9 protein-coding genes are annotated in these 16133 nt (G+C 40.0%); 6 read left to right on the top strand and 3 right to left on the bottom strand.

The window, feature by feature from the left end:
- Window positions 1-134: 134 nt before the first annotated feature.
- Window positions 135-3035, bottom strand: a complete 2901-nt coding sequence (gene rapA / locus Q0976_RS08040) for an RNA polymerase-associated protein RapA (protein ID WP_299492797.1) — start codon at window positions 3033-3035, stop codon at window positions 135-137.
- Window positions 3036-3459: 424 nt separating this feature from the next.
- Between rapA and Q0976_RS08035 the strand changes: the two genes are divergently transcribed.
- From Q0976_RS08035 to Q0976_RS08020, 4 genes are all read left to right on the top strand, one after another.
- Window positions 3460-4854, top strand: a complete 1395-nt coding sequence (locus tag Q0976_RS08035) for a PhoH family protein (RefSeq protein WP_299492795.1) — start codon at window positions 3460-3462, stop codon at window positions 4852-4854.
- 382 nt (window positions 4855-5236) lie between these two features.
- Window positions 5237-8971 (top strand): response regulator, encoded by a 3735-nt coding sequence (locus Q0976_RS08030; RefSeq protein WP_299492793.1) that lies wholly within the window; start codon window positions 5237-5239, stop codon window positions 8969-8971.
- 417 nt (window positions 8972-9388) lie between these two features.
- The gene (locus tag Q0976_RS08025; RefSeq protein ID WP_299492791.1) at window positions 9389-9730 is read left to right on the top strand and encodes a hypothetical protein; all 342 of its coding nucleotides are present in this window, start codon (window positions 9389-9391) and stop codon (window positions 9728-9730) included.
- Window positions 9731-10186: 456 nt separating this feature from the next.
- Complete coding sequence (locus Q0976_RS08020; RefSeq protein ID WP_299492789.1) at window positions 10187-10540, top strand: hypothetical protein; 354 nt, start codon at window positions 10187-10189, stop codon at window positions 10538-10540.
- A 47-nt stretch (window positions 10541-10587) separates the two neighbouring features.
- Here Q0976_RS08020 and Q0976_RS08015 read toward each other — a convergent pair whose 3' ends face one another.
- Entirely contained in the window at window positions 10588-11604 is a 1017-nt protein-coding gene (locus Q0976_RS08015; RefSeq protein ID WP_299492787.1) for a 2-dehydropantoate 2-reductase, read from the bottom strand.
- Between the two features lie 2 nt (window positions 11605-11606).
- A complete protein-coding gene (locus tag Q0976_RS08010; protein ID WP_299492786.1) occupies window positions 11607-12479 on the bottom strand; it encodes an acetoacetate decarboxylase family protein in 873 nt (290 codons plus the stop codon).
- Between the two features lie 90 nt (window positions 12480-12569).
- Between Q0976_RS08010 and Q0976_RS08005 the strand changes: the two genes are divergently transcribed.
- Both Q0976_RS08005 and Q0976_RS08000 read left to right on the top strand, forming a co-directional pair.
- The gene (locus Q0976_RS08005) at window positions 12570-13493 is read left to right on the top strand and encodes a helix-turn-helix transcriptional regulator (protein ID WP_299492784.1); all 924 of its coding nucleotides are present in this window, start codon (window positions 12570-12572) and stop codon (window positions 13491-13493) included.
- A 387-nt stretch (window positions 13494-13880) separates the two neighbouring features.
- Window positions 13881-15986, top strand: coding sequence for a neutral/alkaline non-lysosomal ceramidase N-terminal domain-containing protein (locus tag Q0976_RS08000; RefSeq protein WP_299492782.1), 2106 nt, complete (start codon window positions 13881-13883; stop codon window positions 15984-15986).
- Window positions 15987-16133: the final 147 nt, after the last annotated feature.

Below are 16133 nucleotides of genomic sequence, written 5' to 3'. Positions count from 1 at the left end.
CTCACCACTGCAATGAGTAGCCGAATGGAATCGAGTCTCGGCTTTTTTGTGTAATGATGTAATTACGCGTGACTCACCACTGCAATGAGTAGCCGAATGGAATCGAGTCTCGGCTTTTTTGTGTAATGATGTAATTACGCGTGACTCACTACAATTAATCGAATGGAATCGAGTTGTAATTGTCCTGCATCTAAGTAGCGATTGAGTTCACTCATTTGCTCTTTAATATGCTCAATTTCTTCATCACGAATATTAGGGTTGACGGCTTTTAAGGCCTCAAGCCTTGCTTGCTCACTGGATAATTGCTCTGTCATTTTCGCGCGAGCTGTGTCAATTAATAAGGCCAATTCCTTATCGGCAAAGGACTCTGCTTTACCCAGTAATGGATGCAATGCCGTTTGATAGGCGTTAACAAGCTTACTGCCAATATGACGGTTGACGGCGCTTAATTGTTTATCAAAGCTTTCATAGGTGACTTTATCGGATAAGTTATTGCCAGTTTGATCCAGTAAAATACGGACGGGAGTTGGTGGGAAATAACGATAAAGTTGACTCGATTTAGGCGCAGAAGCATCGGCCATATAAATGAGCTCTAAAAACAGAGTTCCAGCTGGCAAGGCTTTGTTTTTTAATACGGCAACACTGGTGGTTCCGGTTTCAGATGAGGTGATGAGATCTAAACCGGTTTGGACAATGGGATGCTCTTGCGTAATGAGGGCAATATCATCGCGAGATAGCGCGATATCTCGATCAAAAGTGACGGTAACGCCATCTTCTGGTAATCCGGGATATGTTGGGAACATCATGTGTTCGCTTGGGCGTAGTACGATAGCATTTTCGCCACTGTCTTCTTGTTCCACGCCAATAATATCCCACAGACGGATCACTGAGCCAATGAGGTGAGTGTCTTGATCACGACGGGCCAGCTTTTCTACCAGTTGAGCTGATTTTTCGCCACCATGAGAATTAATCTCAAGGAGCTTATCTCGTCCTTGTTCCATCGCCAATTTTAGCGTTTGGTAACGTTCTTGAGTGTTTTCCAGTAAGCTGTTGAAGCTGTCTTCATCATTGAGTAATAAACTATCAAGCAGATTTGCTGAAAACTCATTGAACAAAATGTGTCCGCTTGGGCAGGTTTGCTCAAAGGCATTTAGGCCTTTGTGATACCAATTCATTAAGCCTTCTTGAGCAGTATCTTCAAGATATGGTAAGTGAATTTGTACATCATTTTTTTGACCAATCCTGTCTAAACGGCCGATACGTTGCTCAAGTAGATCAGGGTTAAGTGGTAAATCAAACAAGATCAAGTGGCTGGCAAATTGGAAGTTACGTCCTTCAGAGCCAATTTCAGAGCAAATGAGGGCTTGTGCGCCGCCACTTTCTTGAGCGAAATAAGCGCCTGCTTTGTCACGTTCAATAATCGACATGCCTTCATGGAAAACTGTGGCTTGAATGCCTTCACGAGTCCGTAAGGCTTCTTCAAGGCTGAGTGCTGTATCGGCTTGGCTGGCGATGATCAATACTTTTTTACTGCGATTGTTTTTTAGAAAATCAATTAACCAGTCAACGCGAGGATCAAATTTCCACCAGCTAGCACTGCGACTGTCAAAGTCTTGATAGATCTTTTCAGGGCTGAGTATTTGTTTCACTTTAGCAGCCGTATCAAGATGTTTGTTCATCATGGCGCTCACTCGTCCTGCCGTCACGTATTGCTCGGGCATAGGTTGGGGGTAAGCGTTAAAAAGTCGCTTAGGAAAGCCTTTAACTGAGGCGCGACTGTTACGGTAAAGCACGCGGCCAGTTCCGTGTCTGTCGAGTAATTCTTGTAATAATGATTGTCTGGCTTGATAACGCACATCGGTATTATCATCTTGAATAAGTTTGATGGTATCGCTGATGTCTTTTTCTGACACTAATGAAACCAGTTTATCAATGGTATCAGCATCAATCGCTTCATTACTGGCTAGGGCATCGGCGGCGATAGCGACATCTTTATAGCTGGCCTCTTCTTTTAAAAAGGCGTCATAATCGTAAAAACGGTCTGGATCGAGTAAACGCAAGCGAGCGAAATGGCTCTGGTGACCTAATTGATCCGGCGTGGCGGTGAGTAATAATACGCCTGGGATCGCTTCACTTAAGGCTTCAACAATGCGATAGGCACGACTCGGCGCTTCTTCTGACCATTCAAGGTGATGAGCTTCATCAACAACCAGTAAATCCCAATCAGCATCAACAGCTTGCTCGAGACGACGTTTTTTGCGCAGTAACTCTAAAGAACAAATCACCAGCTGTTCTGTGTAAAATGGATTGTCATTGTCGGCATAAGCTTCAACACAGCGATCTTCATCAAAGACAGAAAAACGTAAATTAAAGCGTCTTAGCATTTCAACTAGCCATTGATGACGCAGTGTATCGGGCACAATAACCAATATACGTTCAGCGCGGCCTGTTAGCAGTTGCTGGTGGATAATAAGGCCAGCTTCAATGGTTTTGCCTAAGCCGACTTCATCGGCTAATAACACGCGAGGAGCAAAGCGTTGTCCTACTTCGTGGGCAATCCATTGTTGATGGGGGATCAGCCCCACACGGGGGCCTTGTAAACCCAATAAGTCTGATGTGGCTAATTTATGGCGTAATAATTGGCATTGATAACGTACACCAAAACGATCTAAACGGTCTATTTGTCCTGCAAATAAACGATCTTGCGGCTTATTGAAGCGAATATTATGATTAAGAAGCGTCTCCCGCAAGCTAACTTCTTCACCGGTTTCTTCATGAATACCGTGATAAATGATAAGGCCATCTTTTTCTTCAACTTCAGTGACTTTTAAGCTCCACTCTTCATGACTTTCAACCTTATCGCCAGGGTTATAAATTACACGAGTGAGTGGGGCTTCAGCTCGTGAAAACAATCTGTTTTCACCTGTTGCAGGAAAGAGTACGGTGACCATACGGCCTTCCATTCCAACAACAGTACCTAAACCAAGTTCAGATTCAGTATCACTTATCCAGCGCTGACCTAAGGAAAACGGCATTTAAAATTCTCATTTACAGGGGGAACACAAGGGCGCGTATGGTATACCCAAACACCGTAAAACTGCAAGATTTACGCGTGTTATTCTATACATTGTCATTAGACTTTTTTAAGACAGATTAGTGATAAAAAAGTGACTATCGATTTTATTCTAATGCACTAGTTTAGCCAAATTTATGATTATTTCAACGGGACTTAGCCAGTACTTGAAGTTAACTTGATACGACAAAATTTTACTGGCACTATGAGAATGGATTATGAGGAAGTGCTAAAGTAAATCTCAAAAACATAAGTGAGCTTCTAAGCTAAATATGTTAAACAGTATTTATTAAGCCATTACCACTTAGTCAATTTGTCATTAATTGTTAATAAAAGAGGAGAGATTTAATCAGATAATCACTAAATAATACACAAATGGAGGCGTCATGAATAAAGACGACAGAAAGTTGTTTGTATTAGATACCAATGTGTTACTGCATGAACCTTTAGCGATATATTCATTTAAGGAGCATGATGTCATCATTCCGATGACAGTGTTAGAAGAGCTCGATCAAATCAAAGATAGAAAACGGGATGTGAGCCGTGATGCGAGAGTGGCGATTCGCGCATTAGAAGATATCTTAGGGGGAGAAATTACACCAGAGCAAATTGTCGAAGGCGTGCCATTACCAAGACGAGAAGATCATACCGATGCATCTGGCCGCCTCTCCATTTTCCCCGACCACCAATTAGATTTTACCAATGGTTCTTTACCCGATATTAATAATGATAATCGTATTATTAATACAGCCTTACATTTACAAAGCAAGCATGCCCCTCGTATTTTAGTGTTAGTAACAAAAGACATTAACATGCGCCTTAAAGCGAAAGGTGCAGGCATCTTAATGGTTGAAGATTATCGTCGTGATCAACTGATTGATGATGTTCGCTTTCTGACTAAGGGGTTTCATCAATTTGAAGGTAATTTTTGGGACTATACCGATGATGTGAGTACTGAAAGTTATGGACGACATACCGTGCACAAGGTGCCATTAGCTGATTTGGGGGATGAACTCTTTTACAGTAATCAATATATGCTTGATGATAAATCTAATTTTTGTGGTCGAATTGTTGAGAAAACCGATAAAGAACTTAAGTTTCTTGATTTAGGTAAAGACAGGTTAATGCACCTTGAAGCGTGGGGCATTAAACCTAAAAATATTTATCAAGGCATGGCAATGCAAGCGCTTATGGATCCGGATATTGACTTAGTGATTTTAACGGGACCGGCGGGGTGTGGTAAGACCTTATTAGCCATGGCCGCCGCGCTTGAACTGGTGGTCGAACGAGGCTTATACGATAAAGTGATTGTGACACGAAATACGCCTGAAATTGCTGAATCAATTGGTTTTTTACCTGGTACCGAAGAAGAGAAAATGGCACCTTGGTTAGGGGCAATTACTGATACCTTAGAAGTACTACACAAAAATGATGTTAATCCGACAGGCAGTATGAATTACATTATGGAGAAAGCGAACATACAATTTAAATCCATTAATTTTATGCGGGGTCGCTCTATTCAACATTCGGTGGTTATTTTGGATGAGTGTCAAAATTTAACCGCTTCTCAGTTGAAAACCATGTTGACGCGTATGGGAGAAGGGACCAAGTTAATTTGCAGTGGCAATCTTGCTCAAATAGACACGAATTACTTAACTGCTGTGACATCAGGGTTAACGTATATTGTTGAGCGCTTTAAAGATTTTGATGGTAGTGCCAATATCTATTTAAATGGCGTGGTTCGTTCACGTTTGGCTGAATTTGCTGAAGAAAACCTATAGTTTATTTTTAAAATCTATAGTACTTAAAGTGACTTAGGTTTGACCCCCTAAGTCACGGGTGAGACATCCCCCGTATTCGTCCTTTCAATCAATTGTCTTGTGAAAGTCATTTATCCTTAGATTTTTAATAAATATTAATCGTTTGATCGCGATGATTTGGTATACTGATATTCAGCTGGGCCTTTTTGAGGTCAGCTTAATAACAACATGAACATTATTGTAAACGATTGATGTGACAAAGGTTGTTTTATTGTTATTATTTGGTATACCTAAACTTTTTGTAGTCTAAATGTGTGCAATGAATCTGTTATTTTTCCACATGTGAAGTTGGTCTACTATGGTATGATTATCAGTGAAAAGCGTGCTTTACCAAGGGTTGTGAATGAAACCAACTGAACTAGGTCTTCAATTAAAATCTCCGATACAAAAAAATTATAACCGAGCTGTTTTTTATACCTATATCGGTGTCATTATCATGGCGTTAGTGACGGCATGGTTTTTTTTCGATCGAGAAAAAAAGCATTTAATTGAACAAAGAGAAGAGCAAGTGGAACGTCATGTTCTGCAGATCGATCTTCTGCTTGAATCGAGTATCAGAGCGGTAAAAAGCTTACGTAATGTGGCCGTTGATCATTTACGTTTTGATGAATTAGTCAGAAAAGACAGTCTACCCCAATATCAAAAATTTAAAGAAACCGGCCAATATTTCACACTGGAGCCGAGTTATGCTCATAGTGGTGAGCCTTTTACAAATATGGGGCGTATTACTGGGGTTGGCTCATTAAATGGTCGCAGTGAAAAGTTTTATCAAGAGCTGGAAATGTTATTTGAGCTGTCATTGTCATTTCCTGTCGCCACTGAAGCGGCACCAAAAGCATCTTCTATTTATTATATTTCTAAGCGCCGCATGATGTCCTATTATCCTTGGCCATCAAATGAAAAACGCTTTCGAGAAGAATTGTTGAATAAAAAGCCCTTCCAGTTAGCCACCCCTTCGATGAACCCTCAGCGAAGTGTTTTTTGGAGTGAGGCATATGTTGATCCAACGAATAAGGGGCTATTAACCACTTTAGGTGTCCCCATTTATTTAAAAGATGAGTTCATTGGCTCAATTAATTTAGACATGACATTAGCCTCATTGGCAAAGCAAATTCGTTTGTATTTTAAAATGCCTGGTACGGTTATTTTATTAGATCAGGGTAATAATATCCTGTCAAACAGTGATGTCGATTCAACACACATCAATCGTGTGTATCATATTAGCCAGAAAATTCCTTCAGAGCTGCACTCTATACCGGAATCTGTGTTGTTTGATGCCCATGAAGGTATGATCCGTAATGGTTATTACATTCATTCTGTGGCATTGCATAATGCGCCTTGGCGCTTACTTTATTTACAACCTGTTGACGATTTATTTAAAGATTCGTGGGAAAAGCTCAAGTTATCCTTTTTATTGGTGGTGTTGGCATTATCGGTGTTAGTGACCATAGTACACTGGCAAACTCGGCGCTCTTTTGTCAGTCCCGCGACGAGTCTATTGACGCATTTAGAAATGTGTTCGCAAGAACCCATTAAAGTGCCAGAGCGAGTGTCGGATGGATGGGAGCCTTGGTATCAACTCGTGAGTCGTATTTTTGAAGAAAATAAACAATATACTAGGCATCTTGCAGAGCAAAATAGACGACTCGATAAATTAGTGGCTCAGCGCACCAAACGGTTAAAAGAAACTACCGAGCGGCGGGAAAGAGAATTTGCATTATTACGTTCTCTTATTGATTCTATACCTGAGGCTATTGTTTTTAAAGATAAAGAAGGCCGATACTTAGGCTGTAATAAATCGGCCGAGCGTATGTTAGGTTTCACTGAAAGTGAAATTATTGGGCGTTTTTCAGATAAAGTGGCCAGTGACGATCAAGCTGGCCGCATTTTGACCGAAGATTTACGGGTTATGGAAGACAAATCAACCTTGAGATATCAAGAAAAAGTGGAGTTGGCTGGTAAGTCTATTTTACTCGATACTCTTAAATTGCCTTTTTATAATCGTCGAGGAGAGCTGCTGGGCTTAATTGCTGTTTGGCGTGATGTTACACGAGAGTATGAATCAGCAGAACAATTACGGCTATCGGAAGAACGTTATCATTTAGCCATGGATGCGGTTGAAGATGGGCTGTGGGATTGGTATCTCGACTCTGAGCAAATTATTTGCAATCCCGCTTATTACACTATGTTAGGTTATGAAACTAATGAATTTCCTGCACTGGTTTCGACCATTAGTGAACTTATCCATCCTGATGATCGCATGCGGGTTGAGCAATCTATTGAACAATATTTAGCGATACCTTCGGGCACCTATGATGTTGAATTTAGGATGCGTGGGAAAACGGGTGAATATCATTGGCTTCAATCTCGTGGTCGCGTTGTTGAGTTTATGAGTAATGGTCAAGCTAAACGTATGGTGGGAACCCATAAGGACATTACTAAGCACAAGAGTAATGAAGTGGCCATGTTAGAAGCGAAACAAGATGCTGAGATGGCCAATTTGTATAAAAGTGAGTTCTTGGCCAATATGAGCCATGAAATTCGTACCCCTATGAATGCCATTATTGGTATGTTGCAACTAGCTAAACGCACTTCATTAACGCCTCAACAGATTGATTACTTAGAGAAGGCGGATTTTTCTGCCCATTCTTTACTGAGAATTATCAATGATATTTTAGATTTTTCTAAAATTGAGGCGGGTAAGCTTGAGCTAGAAAAAGTGTCATTTCCGCTTGATAAAGTGCTTGATCACGCGCTTGATCTTAATGCACTTCGAACCCAAGAAAAAGGGGTTGAACTACTCTTATACGCACCTGTTACCGCAGGATTGATGTTAGAAGGGGATCCTTTAAGGTTAGGGCAAGTCTTAATCAACTTGCTCTCTAATGCGGTTAAATTTACTGAGGTCGGGGAAATAGAGCTAGGTTGTGAAGATGTGGGTGAGCGCGATGACTATATTAGCTTGAAATTCTGGGTGCGAGATACAGGAATTGGGATCAGTGAAGAAAAGCAGGCCAGTCTTTTTGATGCATTTGCGCAAGCTGATGGTTCGACGACTCGTCAGTATGGTGGGACAGGACTTGGATTGTCTATCAGTAAGCATCTTGTTTCTATGATGGGCGGGATTTTACAAGTTGAAAGTGAGCCTAGTGTAGGATCAACCTTTAGCTTTACAGTGAGTTTTGAGGTGGCAGATGAGGTGATCACTCCTCCTTTGGTATTCCCATCATGGTTAGGCAATCTAAATACGTTAGTGGTTGATGATAACCCGACCGCTTTACAAATATATTCCAGTGTTACCCGTGGTTTTCATTTTGATGTTGATACTGCCCTCAGCGGTAAAGAAGCCTTGGATATTCTGGCGACTAAAACGATTGACTTACTGTTGCTAGATTGGATGATGCCCAAAATGGATGGTCCTGAGGTTATTAAGCATATCGATGAAATGGTTGCAGATGGACGATTAAAGAAAAGACCTGTGATTATTATGATGACGGCTTATTCTGCTGAACCGATGCAAAAAGAGCTCACCGATATTAATGTGTCAGCGCTATTACAAAAGCCCTTTAAGGCTTCCTCTTTATTTGATGAAATCATAGCGGCATTTTCGACAAAGAATGACGTTGAATCATCAACAGTATCGGCGCAAAAGAATCATAATGATGAACAAGCTAAAGACGATATTACCGAGGACATTCCTGTGGCGGGTAATGTACTTTTGGTCGAAGATAACTTCATTAATCAGCAAGTGGCCACAGAGCTATTAAAGAGTGCAGGCTACTTGGTTGAAGTGGCTGAGAATGGCCTAGTGGCCATTGATATGATAGAGAAAGACAACTTTGATGCCGTTTTGATGGACATTCAAATGCCAGTGATGGATGGGTTAACAGCAACAAAGAAATTACGTGAAAAATATGACAGTGATAAGCTTCCGATTATTGCGATGACGGCACATGCGATGTCAGGTGATAGAGAAAAAAGCTTAGATGCAGGAATGAATGCCCATATTACTAAGCCTATTGTGTTAGATGAGTTGTTTGACACCTTAAGTTATTGGATTAATAAACACGATGGTTAGCGAGAAAAACTAACTGTTAATGAGTCAGCCATGCTGGCTCAACTGCCCCTTATTGCTTTCCCCCATGCTCTTATTCTCTCATTCGTTTACATTGAATTGAAAGCCTGAACTGTTCATTGATTTCTTGTTTTTTGCTTATGTGGCTTATTGCTAAATGCTGACATTTTTGTCGATATCAAGGCGGGGGAGGCGTGCCTAATAGCCCGTGGCTTCATACCAATAGCCCGCTATTAGTAGAAAGCACAACACAAGGTAGGGGCTAAAGTAGCGATATTGAATGGCGCTGCTTAAGCCGAATTTAGGTTAATTACTAATCGAAATGTAACATACTTAAACATTATAAGGATTACTGTTCACTAATTGAGTTAACTGTATTACTATAATGTTAAAATAATGTATATAAAATGGTTGGTTGGTATGAATATATTTAACTTGGTGTTTGTTTTTTGTGTTGCAGCATTTTCTGCTATCAGCATTGCGAATGAAGCGGCCCAACATTCAATGACTCAGCATGACTTCTCCAAAACGCCAGAAGCTTCTACTGATTATGAATTTGATAAGAACGCTTCTGTAGAGGGCGCTGTTACAAAGATGACAAATCGAGATTTTGATCAAAACCAACATGATCTATCTCAAACCTATGCAACGTCTAATGAATATGATTTTGCAGATAATCCTAAAAATAACATCCAGTTAGTCAGTGATAAAAAAGTCGTTTTTAAACAAAGCCAGCATGACAAATCAATGTCAGACTTTTAATGGATCCGCATTTTCATAGTAATGATTAAGAGAAAGTGAGGTTAGGACCACTTTTCTATCAGTGTTGATTTGTTTAATTACTTTATGGTGTTATCAATAATCAGGCTCAATACTAATAGATATAGTTAACAGTACTCTGCGGTGGATCGTAAAGTCTTCCTGAAAAAGTAGGTGGGTCATTGAAATTGTTATTTTTAGTGATGCCGCCTCCACTCAACAAGTACCATTTAGTGATTTCAAAAGCTTGACCTTTCGATTTTATTGATGTTTTTAGGTTGAATTTTATGCTTTTATTCGATTTTTTTGTTGTTAAGCTTAAGCATTAACCATGACATCTTATGGTTGAATAGCGTGCTTTTATTGGTTTTTATGATCTTGTTATTAGATCCTGTGGGCTGAACACCCATTGATGTACAACCATTGAAAGCGATGGCCCTTATAAAGTGGTGAATCGATATGAAAATATTAACATTGTTGTCAGTTTTAAGTGTTATGACTTTAATGAGTTCCAGTATTATTTCCGCTCAGGCCGAAAACGTTGAGCGATACTCAATAAGCCAACGAGATTCTTCTCGGACTGAACAAACTGACTCCCATTATCAATTTAATGACAATCCAGCGCAAAGTGGTGCCATTATCCATACTGTAGATGTAGATTCAGCTCACAGCCAGCATGATTCATCTCAGACCTATGCGGTGCCTTTTACCTATGACTTTGCCAATAATCCAGGTGTTGAATCGCAATGGCGTTATGGACAAAGTCATGAGTTCAAACAAACACAACATGATAAATCTATGTCTGAGTGTTAACAAATAGCGGGAAAAGCAGGTAGCCATTTTGCTACCTTTTTAAAGGATTAGGCTTTTACTTTTTTCCAAATGGCGTCAACAGATACTGGTGTAAAGGGTTGTTGATTAAAGGCTTCTTTACATATTGAATAAATGGCATTATTTATCGGTATGTCAATATTGTATTTTTCTGCAAGTTGAATAACATAACCATTAATGGACTCTAATTCAGACGCGCTGCTACCATTGACGATAATGTCTTGGGCCATACTGGAAATAACGAGTTTTTTAAGGTTTTTTAAGTAAGGTTTTCGAGTCAAAAAAGCCGGTAATAGGGCCGCGGCAGTCATTAATCCCCAGCTGGGCATACCCCCTAATTGACTCTCTTTAAAGCCTGCAGCCTTCATGACTTTAACACCTTCATAAGTCATACGGGTTAATAGTTTTTGGAATTTTCGACTTTGAGATTGATCGTTTTGATGTAAAGCGACTAACGTCGTGAGTGAGTTGGTTAAATTAATGACAATTTTACAATGTGCCGCATCGGCAAGATTAGGGTAGATCATGCTGTCCACACCTTTATTGAAATCTTGAGTTACAGCGTTAATTTCTTGTTCACTCACGCCTCCATTGTGACCGAGTGCAATAGGGCCTTTTTTTTGATAGCCGACCACCCCAAAATCATCAACCCAAGCATTGAAGCATAAGACACCGTAAATAACTCGATTGAAATATTGAGGTAACACGCTCTGATTTTCTACGCCATTTTGCAAACCAACTATGAGTACATCAGTGCCAAATTGTTTGCATAAGAGCTGACTGACACCATGTAAACTGTAGTTTTTTACACAAAGAATAATGACATCAGGTTTTGGGATATTCGCTAATTGCCAAAAAGCTTGTACTTGGCATTTATGGCGTATATTGGGTTTTTCCCCATGATAGGTGTCGAGTCCATGTTGATTGATATGTTCTGCAATGGCTTGCTTATCAAAAATACTGACGTTAATTTGAGCGTGAGTTAACCAAGTCGCAATGGTTGTGCCTATTGCCCCTGCTCCAAATACCAGATAATGTTTGGACATGATTAGCTATTCCTTGTTTCATGAGGAAGATCAAAACATGCATTCATGCTATCAGTATGACGATACTGAAAAGCGTTTTGTTCAATTTTGAGTGCTCTTAGTTTATCGGCTATGGGTCCCTGACCTAGTTGTAAACTTGCACTGTTACCTGTGCTGGATTTTTGGAGTAAGGTTTTCATATTTTTATTAAGATTAAAGGTGCCCTTAAATTGCGTTGTACTTTTAAGCCTATTTGAGTCTAAAACAGAGTAAAGTGTTGATTTCACATCAAAGGATTGGGCTTGACCTTGTGTGGGAACCGATAATGTTAAATAAGGGGCTTGTCCATCCACAGAAGCTTCAATTTTTGCATGGCTTTCATTTTTATTGATATTAATGCGTTCAACTTCTTTGGGGAGTCCCCAAAGTTTTTGTCCTCGGAGTCTATTTTCAAGGGATGTGACGGGCATGTGGAAAACATAGTAGCCAAAATTTTTTGATTTATCCCCGCGTAACATAGTTAATATGGGAAGATTGATCCCGCCGTTGCTGACAACGGGTATGGTCATGGCTATTTCATTGTAAGGGGCGACATGCATAACATGGCGGTATTCATAGCATGAAAAAATGACTAATGAGCGGCCTTTTGTCATTTTTACCGGCTCTATACTAGGATCGGGCATCATGGCCTTGGCTGCAGCATAATCACAATGAAAAATGGCTATAGCGCAGCTGGCATCGGCGTAAAATGTGGGGAATTGATAGTCCTTTTGAATATTTTCATCTAGCCGGAGGGGAGCCTCAGCGTGCCTCAAGTGAAAGCGTTTAAAGAAATCATTGTTGAATTTTTCTTCATTTGATAATAAGTCGGGATTGAGCTTTAAATTTACATCCATGCAAACACCCTTACAATTTGAAAAAGTAAGTGTGAGTATTGCGCTTATCGAATAAAATCAAAATAGTAAAAATAACCTATAGAGGAGCAAATGAGTAAGATTGATTTTTGTATTGCTGATTTATATCGCTTAGCCGCTAAAGAAGGTGAGGGCTATCGCCGCCGCGCACTGGCTCAACTAGCTCAAATTATTGATTTTGATGGGGCATTATGGGGATGTGGTCGACTTGATTCTGTCGAATTCCACAGTGTAGATGTATTAGGCGTGGATGATACGTATCCTCAAGCATTAGCTCAAACAAGAAGGATTAATCCTTTTTTTGAAGTCTTAAAAAGTCAGCCTGCAGTGTCAATAGATATGAGCTCTGTACTTGATGATGCTCTCTTTTATACCAGCTCTATATATCGAGACTTTTTTGCTCATTATGGGGTGGAGCGCATTATTGGGATTTTAATCCCTGATGTTTCAACGGGCATTGTCAACCTCATTAGCCTATATCGCTTTGAGAAACAAAATCCCTTTACTAGGGTGGATAGACAACACTTAGATCGTTTAAGTTTTCATCTTGTCAGCGGGGCTTCCCATCATTATTTTTTACACCTTTCTCAACGAACAAAACGTCACGAACAAGAAGTGTTGGCCATCTGCGATAAATATGGGTTATTTTTTGAAGCCGAGCCACGCTTTATGGCGTTAATACAGCAATATTATCCTAATCAGTCCTCGATGTATTTACCCTTCGATATTCACAAACATAGTGAACTTGAATTTGGTTTACAGATGAAATCAGAGGCTTTTGGGGATCTTTTTTGTATTGCGATATGGGAAACACGTCCTATAGATTTGTTGAGTTTACGAGAGCAAGAAGTCGTAAAATGGGTCACTCAAGGTTTATCTTTTAAGGAAACAGCAAAAGCCATGGGAGTGGCACCGTCAACGGTGTCTAATCATCTTTATAAAATTTATCGTAAACTTAATATTGCGAGTCGTACTGAGTTGGCACAGCTGTCTTAAATTCAAATAATGTAATATCTTGCTTAATCATGGCTTTTATTTAGGAACTGTATATTTACTCTAGTTTACATTTGTCTTTTTTTTGTTGTCATTTTTCTCTTTTTTCTCCCTTATCTTGTATAAAATACAAGCTGTTTAGATATTATTTTCAGATACTTACCATCATTTATTAATAATCTTGTTTGCTTTTTAACTGCATTAACGGTCCTGCTTGTTACATCTGTAATTGTTTGTTTTCAATTGTACTAATTTGTTTTGGTTTGTGTTTTAAAAAAGTTTTGGATTATCATGCGTGAAGACTTGTTGGTTACTGAATTGTTTTATTGATGTGTTCTGTTGCCGATGGTATCTAATAATAATGAATGGCTTAAAGCCTTGGGATATTGTATGAAGATATTGAATTCTGTACTTAAACCGTTATCGTTAAGTTCTCTATTATTGTCCAGCGCGTTTGCCTCTTCCTTTGCGGCTCACGCGGGCGATTGGATAGTCGGCAGTGGCATGTATGATATAACTGGGCCTGCAGCCGACCGAGGTATGGTGGGGTATGGTGACACAGGACAAACTACGCAGGGAATATTTACGCGTTTATGGTCACGAGCATTTACTATTGGTACGCCACAAACGGATGACTTTGTGGTGTTTGTTAGTGCTGACCTTCAAAGTATTCCGCAAAGTGTTCACCAAGGTGTTATGGCAAAAATTGCAGCCGATTCAAGTTTATCACCCTATTTGAATGAGAAGAACGTGATGTTAACGGCAACCCATACCCATGTAGGGCCAGGGGGGTATGATCATACTGTGCTACTGAATTTAAGTGCGTTGGGTTACGATGAAGATAATTACGCGACTATAGTGGAGGGTATTTATCAGTCAATTGCCAGTGCTTTTAGCAGTAAAGCATCGGGTGATATTCAATTTGCTCAAGGCACACTGACCGATGCCAGTATTAATCGCAATAAAGATATTTATGCATTCAATACAGATAAAGATGACTACAGTACCGATATAAATGACACTATGACCGTTTTAAAATTGGTCAAAGATGATGGCAGTGAGATTGGTATGATCAATTGGTTTGCCGTACACAATGTGTCTTCACCACAAACTTATCGCTATATTAGTGGTGACAACAAAGGGTTGGCGAGTCAATTATTTGAAAAAGCAAAAGGAAGCCAAGCTCCATTTGATATCGGGTTTGTTGCGGCGTTTGCTAATAGTGATGAAGGCGATGTTTCTCCTAATGTGTGTGGTGCACAAGACGGCTGCATGGATACCACAAAAGAAGATGTGATGTTATCAGCGACTAAACAGTATGATATGGCACTGTCTTTGTATGATAATGCAACCTCATCACTGGCGGGAGTATTAAATTATCGTTTTCAATATATAAAAATGCCAGATTATCAAGTTGGAGCCAACTTTACGCAATCTGGAAACGCCCAAGCTCTGTGTCATGGTACTGTGGGCTGGTCTTTTACTGCGGGAGCTGGATGGGATGGGCCTTCTAATATGGAGGGCATTTCAGAGGGAATGACACAAGACAATGAAGGTACCTATTGGAATAAGGATGAAACATTAATTGGTAATGTTTTAGCGGGTTATCCATTGCTGGGCTTATTGGATGCGTTTTCTAATATCTCAACGGGTGATGATAAATACGAAGCTTGTCAATATCCTAAGCCAACATTTGTCAATGCAGACTTAACAGATGATATTGTTTTATATACGGATACTTTGCCTTTTCAGCTGTTTCAAATTGGTGACTTAGCTCTGGTTGGCGTACCGGGAGAAATGACCACTATGTCAGGTCGCCGACTGCGCAATGATGTATTGACGGCGCTGGAAGGCAGTGGAGTGAAACATGTAGTTATTGCAGGTTTAGCCAATGCTTACAGCGGTTATATCACCACAAATGAAGAGTACAATCAGCAATACTATGAAGGGGCTCATACGGTATTTGGCCCTGATTCATTAGCGGCTTATCGTCAAATATTTACTGAACTTGCTGATTCGATGGCACAAGGTTCTACTGTCAATGAAGGACCGACCCCCATTAACCGTGAAAATGATCAACTGATTTATTCTGCTGGTGTCGTCTACGATGATAAGCGCCTATGGGAATCATTTGGGGGGATCACTAAAGATGTATCTTCAAGTTATCTTCGTGGTGATACCGTATCGGTTAAATTTCGTTCGGGGCATCCGCAAAATAACTTCAAAACCATGGATGCTTTTTTTGAAGTTCAGCGCAAAGTCAATGGTCATTGGGAAACACAATTAACGGAAAATGATGCCAGCACTTTGTTTATTTGGATCCGTGATAGTGATGCAGACTGTATGGCATGCTCTGATTCAAAATTAGAGTGGGTGATTGATAACGATATGCCAACAGGCACCTACCGTATTCGTCATCAGGGTTATTGGAAAAGTGGCTGGAATGGTGCTTTAAACAGTTATTCGGGTAAATCGAGCAGCTTTGAAGTGAAATAGTTGACTTGATGATCGACATAAACGCCTTTTTTGATACCAATCTGAGTAGATGAATGGTCATTCAGCGAGAATTAAAAATGCGGTAGGCAAGGCAGCTATTTGAAGCTAATAGTTATTCTATATCAAAAATAGATAACGTAGCATAAC

Origin of the sequence: uncultured Shewanella sp., assembly GCF_947501665.1 — a bacterium.
In the GTDB taxonomy this organism is placed as follows: domain Bacteria; phylum Pseudomonadota; class Gammaproteobacteria; order Enterobacterales; family Shewanellaceae; genus Shewanella.
Note: the sequence above shows the minus strand (reverse complement) of the source record. Positions and strands in the feature narration are given on the sequence as shown.

What these genes read in the sequence shown, in the direction of transcription:
- rapA (WP_299492797.1), bottom strand. Translation starts at nt 3,035, where the DNA reads ATGCCGTTTTCCTTAGGTCAGCGCTGGATAAGTGATACTGAATCTGAA.
- Q0976_RS08035 (WP_299492795.1), top strand. Translation starts at nt 3,460, where the DNA reads ATGAATAAAGACGACAGAAAGTTGTTTGTATTAGATACCAATGTGTTA.
- Q0976_RS08030 (WP_299492793.1), top strand. Translation starts at nt 5,237, where the DNA reads ATGAAACCAACTGAACTAGGTCTTCAATTAAAATCTCCGATACAAAAA.
- Q0976_RS08025 (WP_299492791.1), top strand. Translation starts at nt 9,389, where the DNA reads ATGAATATATTTAACTTGGTGTTTGTTTTTTGTGTTGCAGCATTTTCT.
- Q0976_RS08020 (WP_299492789.1), top strand. Translation starts at nt 10,187, where the DNA reads ATGAAAATATTAACATTGTTGTCAGTTTTAAGTGTTATGACTTTAATG.
- Q0976_RS08015 (WP_299492787.1), bottom strand. Translation starts at nt 11,604, where the DNA reads ATGTCCAAACATTATCTGGTATTTGGAGCAGGGGCAATAGGCACAACC.
- Q0976_RS08010 (WP_299492786.1), bottom strand. Translation starts at nt 12,479, where the DNA reads ATGGATGTAAATTTAAAGCTCAATCCCGACTTATTATCAAATGAAGAA.
- Q0976_RS08005 (WP_299492784.1), top strand. Translation starts at nt 12,570, where the DNA reads ATGAGTAAGATTGATTTTTGTATTGCTGATTTATATCGCTTAGCCGCT.
- Q0976_RS08000 (WP_299492782.1), top strand. Translation starts at nt 13,881, where the DNA reads ATGAAGATATTGAATTCTGTACTTAAACCGTTATCGTTAAGTTCTCTA.